Below are 14,232 nucleotides of genomic sequence, written 5' to 3'. Positions count from 1 at the left end.
TTCAGCTATCTACTGGTAGCAGGGTTTGGCGAACTGGTGTGCCTCCGCGGTCTTGCCGGTGAAGAAGTCCTTCTCGACGCTGACACCGGTCGGCGCGGCCGGGTTCACCTTGGAGATGATGCTCTGCCGGAAGACCCGCTCGTTCGGCTCACCGCTGAACTTGCCGGCCGCCTCGGGCAGCATCCCTTCGTAGTCGACGGTCTCCAGCGACTTCACCGCCGCCAGCAGGCCGGCCCGGGTGAGGTCCTTGGCGTCGACCGCCTTCTGCAGCGCCGCCTTCATCGGGTACGACCAGACCCAGCCGGCCGTGTAGCCGTCGTTCGGCGCGGCCTTGAACATCGCCTGGTCCAGCGACTCGGCCAGCGCCTTGTGGCCCGCTGTTTCCGCACCGTACGGCGCCCACGGTCCCGACTGCCGGTAGAGCGCGGTCAGGGCGGGAGCGGCCGGGCTCTTCAGCAGCGCCGGGTTCCAGGTCGGGCTGGTACCGATGAACTGGCCCTTGAACCCGTTCTGCGCGGCGCCACCGACGATGGTCGCCGCCTCGGTCGGACCGGTGGTCAGGATGACCAGATCGGGTTTGGCCGCGATCAGCTTCTGGATCGCCGCCCCCTGGTTCTCCTGTCCGGGCGCGGTCGGGATGTCGGTGAACGTCATCCCGTTCACCTCGGCCGCGAGTTTCGTGCCGGCCGCGGCGTCGTCGCCGTAGTCGCCCGGGAAGTGCAGCGCTGCGACGCTCTTGGCCTTCAGCGTCTCGGCCCCGAAGTCGACCGAGTTCATCGACTCGAAGCAGTAGTTCGTACCCGACTCCAGGATCACGTCCTCGAACGCCCAGGCCGACGTCCAGGACGCCGGTACGCCGATCACGCCGGTCGACTTCAGGTCGGCGAGGATCGCCGCGGTGGTCGGGGAGCCCAGCGTCTGGGCCAATCCGAGCACGTCCGGCTTGATCTCGGCGTACACCTCGTTGTGGATCTGCGGGTTGTACTTGTTGTCCTTGACGTACTTCGTCACGTCGACCTCGAAGGAGCCGATCCCGCCGGCCGCGTTGACCCGCTTCCAGAACTTCTTCTGGCTCTCGGTGATCGGCACGCCGAGCGCCTTGAACGGTCCCTCGGTGAGGTCCGAGATCGACCCCAGGTAGATGCACCCCTTGGCCTTGTCGACGGCCTCGGGGCACGGTTCCTTGGTGACGCCGACGTCGAACTTGACGTCTCCGCCACCCTGCTGGGCCTCCGGCGCGTCGCTACGGCACCCGGACACCCCCACCAGCACCGCCACCAGTGCGACGGCGACTCCGCTGCGTACTCTCATCGGATCTCCTTCTCCGGCCTGTTGGGCGCGGGCCCCGGACGTGCAGGGTCAGTGCGAGAACGGCCACGATTTCCAGTAATTGCGAACGCGGATCCAGATCCCGAACAACCCTCGCGGTTCGAAGATCAGGAAGCCGATGATCAACAGGCCGTACAGAATCGTCTCGACCTGGAAGACCGTGATGCCGCCGGCCGCCGAGCTGGCGCTGATGAACGGCAGCACGGCCGGCAGCTCGCGGGTGACCCGCGGCAGCAAGGTGATGAACAGCGCGCCGAGCACCGATCCGGAGATGGTGCCGACGCCGCCGATCAGGATCATCGCGATGTACTGCACCGACATCGCGAGGTTGAACGATCCGGGCTCGACGAAGCCGATCATCACGTACAGCAGCGCGCCCGCGACGCCGGCGTAGAACGACGACACCGCGAACGCGATCATCTTGTACCGGGTCACATCGACGCCGATCACCTCGGCGGCCAGGTCGCGGTCCCGGACGGCGGCCAGCGCCCGGCCGATCCTGGACCGGACCAGGTTCCGGGCCAGCACGCCGAAGATCACCAGCAGCACGAACATCAGCAGATAGAGCTTCTGCGCCTTCGTGAAGGTGGCGCCGTCGACCGCGAACTGGATCCCGAACAGCTCCGGTACGGCGGCCGGGCGGCCGACCCCGACTCCCCCGGTCAGGTCCCGCCAGTGCTTGAAGATGTGTTCCCCGATGAAGACCAGGCCGAGCGTCACCACGGCCAGGTACAACCCACGCAACCGGGCCGCCAACGGTGCGACGATCAGCCCGGCCAGTCCCGCGACCAGTCCGGCCGCGAGCAACCAGATCGGCAGCGAGGTGATGCCGAACCCGATCAGCCGGGTGCTGTCCGGATCACCCGACAACGCCGCGGCCGTATAGGCGCCGATGGCAAGGAAGAACGCGTGCCCGAGCGACACCTGACCGGCGTACCCGGTGACGATGTTCAGGCCGATCGCACCGATCGCGGCGACGAACGCGGTCGCCATGACGACGAGCAGGTCGTCCTGGAGCAGGAACGGCAGCGACACCGCGACCAGGCCGAGGATCAACGTCCAGCCGCGCTTGGCCGGCGTGTTGAGCAACGACATGTCCTGCTCGTACGCCGTGTAGAGCAGTGGTCTGCCGATGCGGGTGGTCATATCCGCTCCACCTCCCGGGTCCCGAACAGCCCGTACGGTTTGACCAGCAGGACGAGCAACATCAGCAGGTAGGGCACGACCAGGAAGAAGTCGCCGCCGAACACCGGGTGGAGGTCGCCGCCGTAACTGCCGACCAGCGCCTCGACCACGCCGATCGAGAGGCCGGCGACCACTGCCCCGCCGAGCGAGTCGAGCCCGCCGAGGATGATCACCGGCAGGGCCTTCAACGCGGTCAGCCAGAGGTTCTGCTCCAGCCCGATCCCGGTCGAGAGGAACACCCCGGCCAGTCCGGCCAGCATCGCCGCGAGAGCCCACGACAGCGAGAACACCCGACCGACCGACACGCCCTGGGCGAGCGCCACCTCCTGGTCCGAGGAGGCTGCCCGCATCGCCAGGCCGGTCCGGGACCAGCGATAGAAGGCGAACAGCGCGGCGACCACGATCAGCGTGGTGATCAGGGTGGCGAGGTGCCGCTGATCGATGTTCGCGCCGAGTACGCCGACCTGCTCGAGGCCCCACGGATCGCCCATCTGGCGGATGTCCAGGCCGATGAAGGAGTTCACCACGGTCCGGATCACGATGTCGACGCCGAGCGTGATGATCGCGATCACGAACACCGGCCGGCCGATCATCGGCCGCAACGCAAGCCGCTCCACCCCGGCGCCGAGCAATGCCGTCAGCAGCAGCGCGACCAGCACAGCGAGGAAGAAGTTCATCGACAGCACCAGGTGGCTGACCAGCGTCGCACCGGCCATCATGAAGGCCGGCTGGGCGAAGCTGATCACCCGCATCGACTTGTAGATGATCACGAACCCCAGCGCCAGCAACGCGTAGATCGAGCCGCTGCCGAGGCCGCGGACCACGGTCGCGACGAACTCGTTCACCGGCCACCTCCGCCGTACATCGACTCGACCAGCTCGGCGAACGCTCCCGCGACGGCGGTCCGCTTCACCTTCTGGGTCGCGGTCAGTTCGCCGTCCTCGTGATCCAGCAGCTTCGGCAGCATCCGGAACGACTTCACCTGCTCGACCGTGGCGAACCGTTCGTTGACCTCGTCGAGGACCTGCTGCACGAGCTCGATCACCTCGGGCTTCTCGGACAGATCGCGGTACGTCGAGTAGGGCAGCCGGCGGAGCTGGGCCCAGTGGCCGACCGTGTCCGGTTCGATCCCGATCAACGCGGTGAGGAACTTCCGCCGATCGCCGATCACCACGGCTTCCTTGATGTACGGCGACGCCTTCAGCGCGTTCTCGATCTCCGACGGCGCGATGTTCTTGCCGCCCGCGGTGATGATGATGTCCTTCATCCGGTCGGTGATGCGCAGATGGGTACCGTCCACCAACTCCCCCACGTCGCCGGTGTGCAGCCAGCCATCGGGGTCGATCACGCGCTCGGTCGCGTCCGGGTCGCGCCAGTACCCGGCGAACGTGCCGGCGTGCCGGGTGAGGATCTCGCCGGTCTGCTCGTCGATCCGCAGTTCCACGCCCGTGTGCGCTTCGCCGACCGTACCGAGTTTGACCCGGCCCGGGCGGTTCGCGGTCGCCACGGCCGTGTTCTCGGTCATGCCGTACACCTCGTGCATCGGCAGCCCCAGGCCCATGAAGAAGCGCAGTACCTCCGGGGCGATCGGGGCCGCCCCGGACGCGGCGTACCGGACCTTCCGTACGCCGATCCGGTCCCGCAGCGCGCGATAGCTGAAGAGGTAGCCGGCCGCGTAGAGCAGCCGGGTCTTCGGTGTGTGACGACCATGGTTTTCGGCCAGCAAGCCGCCGAGCCGATCCGCCTGACGCAGCCAGAAGCCGCCGACGATCCGCTTCACCGGACTGGCCGACTCGACCCGGATCTGTACGCCGGCCGCGATCTTCTCCCAGATCCGCGGTACGCCGAACAGGATCGTCGGCTGCACCTCGTGCAGGTTCGCCGCGACGGTCTCGATCGACTCGGCGAAGTGCACGCAGACCCCGGCACCGGCGCCGAACCAGCAGCTGAAGATCCGCTCGGCCACGTGACACAACGGCAGGTAGGACAGCACGCTGTCTTTTGAGGACGGCGGCGGCGAGGTGAATCCGCCGTGCTCGACCAGCTCGTGGATGGCGAACTCGACGTTCGCCGCGGTCAGCATCACGCCCTTCGGCGGCCCGGTGGTGCCCGACGTGTAGATCAGCGTGACCACATCGTCGGGACGGGTCTGCGCCATCCGTTCCTCGACGGCACCCGGGTTGGCGTCACGGTGTTCATGGCCGAGGGCAAGGAAATCGGGCCAGGCCAGCAACCGCGGGTCGTCGTACCGGTACCGGATGCCGCGCGGCTCCAGGTACACGATGCGCTCCAGATCGGGCAGCTCGTCGGCAACCGCGAGCGCCTTGTCGACCTGCTCCTGGTCCTCGGCGATCAGTACCCGGGCACCCGAGTGGCGCAACAGGTACGAGACCTCTGCGACCGGGTTGGTCGGGTACAGCCCGACGGTGGCGGCGCGGACCGCGACCGTACCGACGTCGGTGTAGAGCCACTCGCGCCGGTTCTCCGACTGGATCGCGACTCGGTCGCCCGGTTCGATGCCGAGGGCAAGTAAGGCGTGCCCGACCAGCTCGGCCGTGTACCAGTACTGCGACCAGCTGACCTCCTGCCAGATGCCCAGATCCTTCTCCCGCAAGGCGATCACGTTCGGCTTCGCGACGGCGCGCTCCTTGATCCGGGCAGCGATCGTGGTCACCTTTGTCGCGGCAGTCACGGTACTCATGGCCGGTCCACCACCCGGTGTTCCTCGCCGAGGTAGGCGCGCACCACATCGGGATCGGTGGCCACCTCCCGGGGCCTGCCGGTCCGGATCGCCCGGCCGAAGTCGACCACCATGATCCGGTCGGCCAGGTCCATCACCAGGCCCATGTCGTGCTCGACCATCACCATCGGCACGTCTAGTTCGTCCCGGATGTCAAGTATGAACCGGGCCATGTCCTCGGTCTCCTCCAGGTTCATCCCGGCGACCGGTTCGTCCAGCAGCAACAACTTGGGCTCACTCGCGAGTGCCCGGCCGAGTTCGACGCGCTTCTGGACGCCGTACGGGAGCAGGCCGACGGGCAGTCGCCGCCACTGCGCGAGGTCGAGGAAGTCGACGATCTCCTCGACGGCCCGGCGGTTGGCGAGTTCGTTGCGCCTGGCCTTGCCGAACCAGCCGAGCGCCGCGAGTACGCCGTACGGGTGGTGGTGATGGCGGCCGAGCATCAGGTTGTCGAGGACGGTCAGGTTGGAGAACAGCTCGATGTTCTGGAAGGTCCGGGCGATACCCAGTCGCGCGATCGCGTGCGGGCTCATGCCGATCAGGTTCTGCGCGCCGAAGCGGACGGTGCCGCGTTGGGGGCGGTAGACCCCGGACAGGACGTTGAAGATCGACGTCTTGCCGGCGCCGTTCGGGCCGATCACCGCGAACAGCTCACCTGGTCCGACGGTGAAACTCACGCCGTTGAGCGCGGTCACGCCGGAGAACCCGAGGACCACGTCCTCGAAGGTGAGCACCGGGGTCGCCGTCGGCTCGGCCTCTGGTGAGCGGGTCTCGGTGGCGGTCACGACAGCCACCGCTTCCGTCGACGGTAATGCTTCACGTCGCGGAACGACCGGGCCGCGCCCTCCGCGCCGAGGCCGAGGTAGAACTCGCGTACGTCGCCGTCGGCCAGTAGGTCGGCGGCTGGTTTGTCCATCACCATCGCGCCGTTCTCCAGCACATAGCCGTGCTCAGCGATCGCCAGTGCCATCGCCGCGTTCTGCTCGACCAGCAGCACGGTGGTCCCGGCGGCGTTGATCTCGACGATCACGTCGCGGATCTGCTGCACGATCAGCGGTGCCAGCCCGAGGCTCGGTTCGTCCAGCAGCAGGTACTCCGGATCGGACATCAGCGCCCGGCCGATCGCCAGCATCTGCTGCTCACCACCGGACAGGTAGCCGGCCACCTTCTTCCGCCGGTCTGCGAGCACCGGGAACAGTTGGTAGGTGCGATCCAGGTTGACCTTCACCGTGCGGGGCCGGGCGTGCGCGCCGACCCGGAGGTTCTCCTCGACGGTGAGGTCGACGAAGATCCGCCGGCCCTCCATCACCTGCTTGACCCCTCGCGCGGCGATCCGGCTCGCGCCGAGGTGGTGGATCGGTACACCGTCGAGGGTGATCTCGCCGCGGCGTACCTCGCCGTCGTGGACGTCGAGCAGACCGGACATCGCGCGCAGCAAAGTGGACTTGCCTGCCCCGTTCGCCCCGAGCAGGGCGACGATCCGCCCCCGCGGGACCTCGAGGCTGACGCCTCGCAGGACCAGCATCACGTCGTCGTAGACGACCTCGAGATTCTTCGCCGCCAGCACGTCCGGCCTCCTGGATCCCCGAGGGTTTCCACCGTCCTGGCGAGTGAGTGTGACACCGGCTCTGTCATCTTTGAAGAGCGACGCCCCGAAAATCGGACGCTGTCACCCAAACCGTGACCGACAACGGACGCCTCCACGCCGAGGGTCAGCACCAAACCCCCCAAACGCCCCACACCGCCACATCGCCCCCCCGCCCGCTACCCCCACGGACGCCCACCCCACCCCAATCGGGCCCGTGCCGCCAACTCACCGGCACCTTCAACAACAACTCGGGACCTCGGACAGGTTATTTTCCTGTCCGAGGTCCCGGCTTGTTGTTCAGGGTTCTCAGTTTCGTGGTTCGCGCCGTGGTTACAGGGAGCGGACCCAGTTCGACAGGAGTTCGGCGCCGGCGTCGCCGGACTTTTCGGGGTGGAACTGGGTTGCGGCGAGCGGACCGTTCTCGACCGCGGCCACGAACCGGTCGCCGCCGTACTCGGACCAGGTCACGGCCGGGGTCACGGAGGCGCGGGTTTCGGTCAGCTCCCACGTCCGTACGCCGTACGAGTGGACGAAGTAGAACCGGTCCTTCTCGATGCCGTCGAAGAGAGCGCTTCCCGACGGGACGTCGACCGTGTTCCAGCCCATGTGCGGAACTGGCTCGTTGTTGTGCGGCTGTAGTCGCTCGACCGTGCCCGGCCACTGCTCGCAGCCGTCGGTCTCGACCCCATGCTCGATGCCCTTGGCAAACAGGATCTGCATGCCGACGCAGATCCCGAGCACGGGCCGACCACCGGTCAAGCGCCGGTCCACCAGTACGTCGCCCCGCACCGCACGCAGTCCCGTCATACAGGCCTCGAACGCCCCGACGCCCGGAACCAGCAGGCCGTCAGCGTTGAGCGCCTGGTCGAAGTCGGCCGTCACGGTCACGTCGGCGCCGACGCGTTGCAGCGCACGCTCGCCGGAACGGATGTTGCCCGACCCATAATCGAGCAGGACAACCGTCTTGCTCACAGAGCGCCCTTGGTCGACGGGATACCGGGCTGCCGCGGGTCGTGCTCGGCCGCGTCGCGCAGCGCTCGCGCGAACGCCTTGAACTGGGCCTCGACGATGTGGTGCGGATCGCGCCCGGACAGCACCCGGATGTGGATGCAGATCGCGGCGTTGAACGCGAGCGTCTCGAACACGTGCTGGGTCAGCGAACCGGCGTAGTCGCCACCGATGATCGCGTACACCTGGCCTTCGGGCTCACCCGTGTGCACGCAGTACGGCCGGCCGGACAGGTCGACGGTGCAGTGCACGAGCGCCTCGTCCAGCGGCACGGTCGCGTCACCGAACCGGCGGATGCCGCGCTTGTCGCCGAGCGCCTGCTTGAGCGCCTGACCGAGGCCGATCGCGGTGTCCTCGACGGTGTGGTGCGCGTCGATCTCGAGGTCGCCGACCGTGTTCACGTGCAGGTCGAGCAGCGCGTGCTTGGCCAGCGCGTTGAGCATGTGGTCGTAGAAGCCGACGCCGGTGGAGATGTCGGCGCGGCCGGTGCCGTCCAGGTCGAGCTCGACCAGCACCTTCGATTCGCTGGTCTCCCGATCGATCCGGGCAGTCCTGGTCATGAATGCCTTCCCACGTCTGTCTTGAGAACTCGCTCCAACGAGGCTCGGAACGCGGCCATCTCGGCGCCGGTGCCGATCGAGACCCGCAGCCAGCCGTCCGGTCCGGTCTCGCGGATCAGCACGCCGTCGTCGAGCAGCGACTGCCAGACCGCATGCCGGTCGGCGAACGTGCCGAACAGGACGAAGTTCGCGTCCGAGTCGACCGCGCGCAGCCCTTGCGCCCGCAGCCAGTCGACGGTTTCGTCCCGCTCGACCCGGAGCTGGTCGACCCGGCCGAGCAACTCGTCCGAATGCCGCAGCGCGGCCCGCGCAACCGCCTGGGTCACGGCGGACAGGTGGTACGGCAACCGCACGATCCGCAGCGCGTCCACCAGTTGCTTGCTCGCGGCAAGGTATCCGACCCGCCCGCCGGCCAGGGCGAACGCCTTCGACATCGTCCGCGCCACCGCCAGATGCGAGTACGCCGGGAGCAGGCTGACCGCACTCGGTGTCCCGGTACGACGGAATTCGGCGTACGCCTCGTCGACCACCAGGACCGCCCCGATCGTCGCGGTCCGGGCCGCGATCGCCTCCACCAACTGGATCGGCAGCGCGGTCCCGGTCGGGTTGTTCGGCGAAGCGAGCAGTACGACGGACGGCCGGTGCCTGGAGATCGCGGCCAGCGCCTTGCTCTCGTCGAGGGTGAAGTCCTCGGCCCGGCGACCCGTGACCCAGCCGGTGTTCGTGTCCCGCGCATACTCCGGGTACATCGAGTATGTCGGCGCGAACGACAGTGCGGTACGGCCTGGTCCGCCGAAAGCCTGGAGGATGTGCAGCATCACCTCGTTCGACCCGTTGGCGGCCCACACCTGGTCGGCGGTGAGGTTGGCGCCCGACTCGCGGCCGAGATACGCGGCCAGGTCGGCCCGGAGGTCGAGGAACTCGCGATCCGGGTACCGGTTCAGCCCGCGAGCCGCCTCCGCGACCGACGCGGTGATGTCGGCGACGGTCTCCTCGCTCGGCGGGTACGGGTTCTCGTTGACGTTGAGCAGGACCGGGACGTCCAGCTGCGGCGCGCCGTACGGCTCGAAGCTCTTCAGCTCATCCCGGATCGGCAGCCCGTCGAAGCGCCCCATCAGCTCGCCCCGGGGAAACGCACCGACACGGCGGCACCGTGGGCGGGCAGGTCCTCGGCGTGCGCCAGCGCAACGACGTGACCGGCGACCTCTTGGAGGGCTTCGCGCGAGTAGTTCACGACGTGTACGGCCTTGAGGAAGCTGCGCACGGACAAGCCGGACGAGTGGCACGCGCAACCGGCCGTGGGCAGCACGTGGTTCGAGCCCGCGCAGTAGTCGCCGAGCGAGACCGGCGACCAGCCGCCGATGAAGATCGCTCCCGCGTTGGTGATCAGCCCGGCCCGCTCCTCCGCGTCGGCCGTCTGGATCTCCAGGTGCTCGGCCGCATAGGCGTTCACCACGGCGGTCCCCTGCTCCAGATCGTCGACCAGCACGACGGCGGACTGCTGGCCGGCGAGCGCCTCCTTGACCCGGTCCTGGTGCTTCGTCTTCACGACCTGCTGCGGCAACTCGGCCTCGACCGCGGCCGCCAGGGTCTCGCTGGGAGTGACCAGAACGCTGGCCGCCATCGGGTCGTGCTCGGCCTGGCTGATCAGGTCGGCCGCGACATGCGCCGGGTCGGCGGTGTCATCGGCCAGTACGGCGATCTCGGTAGGACCGGCCTCGGAGTCGATCCCGACCTCGCCGAGCAGGAACCGCTTGGCGGCGACGACGTAGATGTTGCCCGGGCCGGTGATCAGGTTGACCTTCTTGCACCCCTCGAACCCATAGGCGAACCCGGCGATCGCCTGCGCGCCGCCCATCGCGTACACCTCGTCGATCCCGAGCAGTGCGCACACGGCGAGCACAGTCGGGTGCGGCAGGCCACCGAACTCCTTTTGTGGCGGCGACGCCACCGCGAGCGACGGGACGCCCGCGACCTGGGCCGGCACCACGTTCATCACCACGCTGGAGGCCAGCGGAGCGCGGCCGCCCGGCACATACAGCCCGACGCGCTGCACCGGCACCAACCGCTGCGTGACCCGGCCGCCCTTCGCGGGCTCGGACACGACGTCGGCGCCGCGCTCGTCCTCACTGACCTCGCGGACCCGCCGGATCGACTCCTCGAAGGCGCTCCGCACCTCGGGGTCGAGCTCCTCCAGCGCCGTCTTCAACGCCTCGGCCGGCACCCGGAGGTCGTCCACCCGCACCTGGTCGAACTTCTCGCCGTACTCCCGGATCGCCTCGAGGCCACGATGACGGACGTCGAGACAGATCGGTCGGGCGACGTCGAGAGCCTTCTCGACGTCGAACACGGCACGGGGAACCAGCGCCTGGAGCTCAACCACCTCTCCAGCCGCCACCCGCCCCCGCAGGTCGACACGACGAATCATGCCCTCAGTCTAGTGGCCGGGCCTGCCCTGCTCCGTCCCCTGTCCACAGCCTCGGCGCATCCGGGAGCGTGGACAACCGCCACCCCGTCTTCCCTCCCGGCCACCCACCGGCGCGCGTACGGGAGTCGGTGGTTGGCACTAGGCTCGGCGCATGGATTCGCGCCTGCCGCTTCTCACCGTTGACACGGTGATCTTCCCCGGGCTGGTGCTCCCCATCCCCATCACCGACGTACAGGGCCGCTCGGTGATTCGCGATCTGGTGGAGAACGGTGGGGAGATGGCCTGCGGCGCGGTGGCGGTGCGGGACGGGTACGAGCTCGGCGACCGGGTGTTCCGCTCGCTCTACGGCACGGGGTGCGCGGCAACGATCTCCGAGATCACCCTGGAGGCGGGCGACGACGGACCGGTCGAGGTCACCCTGACCGGCAACCGGCGGTTCAAGGTCGACTCCCTCGACAGCACCGGCGACTACCTGGTCGCCGATGTCGAGTGGCTGCCCGAGGAGCTCGGCGACGACCCACTCGGTACGGCGACGATCGCGATCGCCCGCTTCCGCCGGTACGCCGCGGCCGTGACCGAGATCAGCAGCCCCGGCCTGCACCTCGGCCCCCTGCCGGACGACCCGAGCACGCTGTCCTACTTGATGTCGGCCGCAACGACCCTCCTCACCCCCGAACGCCAGAAGCTCCTCGAAGCCCCCGACACCACCACCCGCCTGGCCCAGCTGGTCGGCCTCCTCGACACCGAACTGGCCGCCATCGCCGCCCTCCCCTCCCTCCCCGACACCGACCTCCCCTGGTCCTCCATGCACCCCAACTAACCCACCCGCCGGTACTTGTGGTATTGGAGTGAATCCCTGGGTGGTATGGTGTTGGTATGAGCAAGCAGATCACTGTGCGGTTGCCGGACGAGTTGGTGGAGTTCATGGACCAGCTGGTCGACGATCACAAAGCACCGTCCCGGGCCTCCGTGGTCGCCCGGGCGATGGAGCGTGAGCGCAGGCGGCAGCTGGCCGAACGTGATCTCGCGATCCTGACCGAGCACGGCGAGTACGACGATCTCGACGGGCTGGCCGCCGCGGCCAGTGGCACCGTGTTGTCCGACCTCGACTGATGCGGCCGATCCACATCGCGCGGTTGGACAAACCCCGGCCGGTGGTCGTACTCACCCGCGAGCTGATCCGCCCGCGGCTGAAGAACGTCACGGTCGCCCCGATCACCAGCACGATCCGCGGTCTGTCCACCGAGGTCCTGGTTGGCACCGAGAACGGCCTCGATCACCCGAGCGCCGTCAGCTGCGACAACATCCAGACCATCCCCAAGGTCCAGCTGGGCCGCCTGATCGGCTACCTCCTCCCCGCCCAGGAACCCCGCCTCACCGAAGCCATCACCCTCGCCTTCGACCTGGACTCCGTCTGAAGGGGATCAGCCGAGCTTGGTGACGTCCCGTACTGCGCCCTTGTCGGCGCTGGTGGCCATGGCGGCGTAGGCGCGGAGGGCTTGGGAAACCTTCCGGTCCCGATCGCGTGGGGCGTACACGCCACCCAACGCCTCGCGGCGCGCTGCCAATTCGTCCTCGGCGACCAGGAGGTCGATGGAGCGGTTGGGGATGTCGATGCGGATCTGATCGCCGTCGTGGACCAGCGCGATCGTGCCGCCGGAAGCCGCCTCGGGTGAGGCGTGGCCGATCGACAGTCCCGAGGTCCCGCCGGAGAAGCGGCCGTCGGTGATGAGGGCGCAGACCTTGCCCAGGCCGCGGCCCTTCAGGTACGAGGTGGGGTACAGCATCTCCTGCATCCCCGGTCCGCCCTTCGGACCCTCGTACCGGATCACCACGACGTCGCCGGGCTGGATCTGCTGGGTGAGGATCTTCTCGACCGCCTCGTCCTGCGACTCGCAGACGACGGCCGGGCCCTGGAAGGTCCAGATCGACTCGTCCACGCCGGCGGTCTTCACCACACAGCCGTCCTCGGCCAGATTGCCCTTCAGTACTGCGAGGCCGCCGTCAACGGAGTACGCGTGCTCGAGATCCCGGATGCACCCACCAGCGGCGTCCGTGTCGAGGGTCTCCCACCGCTTCGACTGGGAGAACGCGGTCGCCGAGCGCTCGCCCCCCGGAGCCGCGTGCCACAGCTCGACAGCCTCGGGCGACGGTGAGCCGCCACGCAGATCCCAGGTCTTGAGCCACTCGTCGATCGAGTCGCTGTGCACCGTGTGGACGTCCTCGTTCAGCAAACCGGCCCGGTGCAGCTCGCCGAGGATCGCCGGGATACCCCCGGCCCGGTGCACGTCCTCCATGTAGTAGGTGCCACCCGGCGCGACGTTCGGGGCGACCTTGGCCAGGCACGGCACCCGGCGCGAGACCGCGTTGATGTCGTCCAGGTCGAAGTCGACTTCCGCCTCCTGCGCGGCCGCGAGCAGGTGCAGGATCGTGTTGGTTGAACCGCCCATCGCGATGTCCAGCGCCATCGCGTTCTCGAACGCGGCCCGCGAGCCGATGGCCCGGGGCAGCACGGTCGCGTCGTCACCGTCGTAGTACCGGTGGGCCAGCTCGACGGCGGTCGCTCCGGCCCGCTCGTACAGGGCCTTGCGGGCGGTGTGGGTGGCGAGCACCGAACCGTTGCCGGGCAGCGACAGCCCGATCGCCTCGGTCAGGCAGTTCATCGAGTTCGCGGTGAACATGCCCGAACAGGATCCACAGGTCGGGCAGGCGTTCTCCTCGATCCGCAGGATGTCGGCGTCGGAGACGTTCTCGTTGACGGCCTCGGACATCGCGTCGATCAGGTCGAGCTTGCGCACGGTGCCATCGACCAGGGTCGCCCGGCCGGCCTCCATCGGGCCGCCGGAGACGAACAAGGTCGGGATGTTCAGCCGCATCGCGGCCATCAGCATGCCCGGGGTGATCTTGTCGCAGTTCGAGATGCAGACCAGCGCGTCGGCGCAGTGCGCCTCGACCATGTACTCGACCGAGTCGGCGATCAGGTCCCGCGACGGCAGGCTGTAGAGCATGCCGCCGTGACCCATCGCGATCCCGTCGTCGACCGCGATCGTGTTGAACTCGCGCGCGATCCCGCCGGCCGCGTGGATCGCCTCGGACACGATCCGGCCGACCGGTGCCAGGTGGGTGTGCCCGGGGACGAACTCGGTGAAGCTGTTCGCCACCGCGATGATCGGCTTGCCGAAGTCCTCCCGGGCTACCCCGGAGGCCTGCATGAGCGCGCGAGCGCCCGCCATGTTGCGGCCGTGGGTGACAGTACGGGACCTCAAAGCAGGCACGACGACATCTCCTTGCGTTCTGGACGACTCCACCGCCTGACCGGGGCGGTGGGGTGGGCGCGAATCAACATGGTGCCATGGTCGTCCAGATGGCGGTATGGCGGTCCCGCATTCCGGAG

General features: G+C 68.4%; 14 protein-coding genes. 3 read left to right on the top strand and 11 right to left on the bottom strand.

Annotated features, from left to right (window positions below):
- Nucleotides 1-9: 9 nt before the first annotated feature.
- From EV643_RS12335 to hisD, 10 genes are all read right to left on the bottom strand, one after another.
- Nucleotides 10-1,311 (bottom strand): ABC transporter substrate-binding protein, encoded by a 1,302-nt coding sequence (locus EV643_RS12335; RefSeq protein ID WP_133800166.1) that lies wholly within the window; start codon nucleotides 1,309-1,311, stop codon nucleotides 10-12.
- 48 nt (nucleotides 1,312-1,359) lie between these two features.
- Nucleotides 1,360-2,475 (bottom strand): branched-chain amino acid ABC transporter permease, encoded by a 1,116-nt coding sequence (locus EV643_RS12330; protein ID WP_133800165.1) that lies wholly within the window; start codon nucleotides 2,473-2,475, stop codon nucleotides 1,360-1,362.
- Nucleotides 2,472-3,359: a branched-chain amino acid ABC transporter permease gene (locus EV643_RS12325; protein WP_133800164.1), complete on the bottom strand. Its 888-nt coding sequence runs from the start codon at nucleotides 3,357-3,359 to the stop codon at nucleotides 2,472-2,474. The genes EV643_RS12330 and EV643_RS12325 overlap by 4 nt, the downstream gene beginning before the upstream one ends.
- Nucleotides 3,356-5,215 (bottom strand): AMP-dependent synthetase/ligase, encoded by a 1,860-nt coding sequence (locus tag EV643_RS12320; protein WP_133800163.1) that lies wholly within the window; start codon nucleotides 5,213-5,215, stop codon nucleotides 3,356-3,358. The genes EV643_RS12325 and EV643_RS12320 overlap by 4 nt, the downstream gene beginning before the upstream one ends.
- A complete protein-coding gene (locus EV643_RS12315; protein WP_202869528.1) occupies nucleotides 5,212-6,039 on the bottom strand; it encodes an ABC transporter ATP-binding protein in 828 nt (275 codons plus the stop codon). The genes EV643_RS12320 and EV643_RS12315 overlap by 4 nt, the downstream gene beginning before the upstream one ends.
- Nucleotides 6,036-6,821, bottom strand: a complete 786-nt coding sequence (locus EV643_RS12310) for an ABC transporter ATP-binding protein (protein ID WP_133800162.1) — start codon at nucleotides 6,819-6,821, stop codon at nucleotides 6,036-6,038. Before EV643_RS12310 ends, EV643_RS12315 begins: the two co-directional genes overlap by 4 nt.
- Before the next feature lie 351 nt (nucleotides 6,822-7,172).
- Nucleotides 7,173-7,814 (bottom strand): imidazole glycerol phosphate synthase subunit HisH, encoded by a 642-nt coding sequence (gene hisH, locus EV643_RS12305; RefSeq protein ID WP_133800161.1) that lies wholly within the window; start codon nucleotides 7,812-7,814, stop codon nucleotides 7,173-7,175.
- Complete coding sequence (hisB, locus tag EV643_RS12300) at nucleotides 7,811-8,410, bottom strand: imidazoleglycerol-phosphate dehydratase HisB (RefSeq protein WP_133800160.1); 600 nt, start codon at nucleotides 8,408-8,410, stop codon at nucleotides 7,811-7,813. Before hisB ends, hisH begins: the two co-directional genes overlap by 4 nt.
- Nucleotides 8,407-9,525, bottom strand: a complete 1,119-nt coding sequence (locus tag EV643_RS12295; RefSeq protein ID WP_133800159.1) for a histidinol-phosphate transaminase — start codon at nucleotides 9,523-9,525, stop codon at nucleotides 8,407-8,409. The genes hisB and EV643_RS12295 overlap by 4 nt, the downstream gene beginning before the upstream one ends.
- The gene (hisD, locus tag EV643_RS12290) at nucleotides 9,525-10,838 is read right to left on the bottom strand and encodes a histidinol dehydrogenase (RefSeq protein WP_133800158.1); all 1,314 of its coding nucleotides are present in this window, start codon (nucleotides 10,836-10,838) and stop codon (nucleotides 9,525-9,527) included. The genes EV643_RS12295 and hisD overlap by 1 nt, the downstream gene beginning before the upstream one ends.
- Nucleotides 10,839-10,989: 151 nt before the next feature.
- Here hisD and EV643_RS12285 point away from each other — a divergent pair, with 151 nt between their 5' ends.
- The 3 genes from EV643_RS12285 to EV643_RS12275 are packed head-to-tail and all read left to right on the top strand — an operon-like array spanning nucleotide 10,990 to nucleotide 12,256.
- A complete protein-coding gene (locus EV643_RS12285; RefSeq protein ID WP_133800157.1) occupies nucleotides 10,990-11,658 on the top strand; it encodes an LON peptidase substrate-binding domain-containing protein in 669 nt (222 codons plus the stop codon).
- Nucleotides 11,659-11,714: 56 nt separating this feature from the next.
- The gene (locus tag EV643_RS12280; protein ID WP_133800156.1) at nucleotides 11,715-11,951 is read left to right on the top strand and encodes a ribbon-helix-helix domain-containing protein; all 237 of its coding nucleotides are present in this window, start codon (nucleotides 11,715-11,717) and stop codon (nucleotides 11,949-11,951) included.
- Complete coding sequence (locus tag EV643_RS12275; protein ID WP_133800155.1) at nucleotides 11,951-12,256, top strand: type II toxin-antitoxin system PemK/MazF family toxin; 306 nt, start codon at nucleotides 11,951-11,953, stop codon at nucleotides 12,254-12,256. The genes EV643_RS12280 and EV643_RS12275 overlap by 1 nt, the downstream gene beginning before the upstream one ends.
- 6 nt (nucleotides 12,257-12,262) lie before the next feature.
- On the opposite strand, the gene ilvD is transcribed toward EV643_RS12275, so the two are convergent.
- On the bottom strand, nucleotides 12,263-14,113 hold the full coding sequence (ilvD, locus tag EV643_RS12270) for a dihydroxy-acid dehydratase (protein WP_133800154.1): 1,851 nt from the start codon (nucleotides 14,111-14,113) through the stop codon (nucleotides 12,263-12,265).
- Between the last annotated feature and the right edge of the window lie 119 nt (nucleotides 14,114-14,232).

This window comes from Kribbella caucasensis (genome assembly GCF_004361855.1).
Classification (GTDB): Bacteria; Actinomycetota; Actinomycetes; order Propionibacteriales; family Kribbellaceae; genus Kribbella; species Kribbella caucasensis.
Note: the sequence above shows the minus strand (reverse complement) of the source record. Positions and strands in the feature narration are given on the sequence as shown.

What these genes read in the sequence shown, in the direction of transcription:
- EV643_RS12335 (WP_133800166.1), bottom strand. Translation starts at nt 1,311, where the DNA reads ATGAGAGTACGCAGCGGAGTCGCCGTCGCACTGGTGGCGGTGCTGGTG.
- EV643_RS12330 (WP_133800165.1), bottom strand. Translation starts at nt 2,475, where the DNA reads ATGACCACCCGCATCGGCAGACCACTGCTCTACACGGCGTACGAGCAG.
- EV643_RS12320 (WP_133800163.1), bottom strand. Translation starts at nt 5,215, where the DNA reads ATGAGTACCGTGACTGCCGCGACAAAGGTGACCACGATCGCTGCCCGG.
- hisB (WP_133800160.1), bottom strand. Translation starts at nt 8,410, where the DNA reads ATGACCAGGACTGCCCGGATCGATCGGGAGACCAGCGAATCGAAGGTG.
- EV643_RS12295 (WP_133800159.1), bottom strand. Translation starts at nt 9,525, where the DNA reads ATGGGGCGCTTCGACGGGCTGCCGATCCGGGATGAGCTGAAGAGCTTC.
- hisD (WP_133800158.1), bottom strand. Translation starts at nt 10,838, where the DNA reads ATGATTCGTCGTGTCGACCTGCGGGGGCGGGTGGCGGCTGGAGAGGTG.
- EV643_RS12285 (WP_133800157.1), top strand. Translation starts at nt 10,990, where the DNA reads ATGGATTCGCGCCTGCCGCTTCTCACCGTTGACACGGTGATCTTCCCC.
- EV643_RS12280 (WP_133800156.1), top strand. Translation starts at nt 11,715, where the DNA reads ATGAGCAAGCAGATCACTGTGCGGTTGCCGGACGAGTTGGTGGAGTTC.
- EV643_RS12275 (WP_133800155.1), top strand. Translation starts at nt 11,951, where the DNA reads ATGCGGCCGATCCACATCGCGCGGTTGGACAAACCCCGGCCGGTGGTC.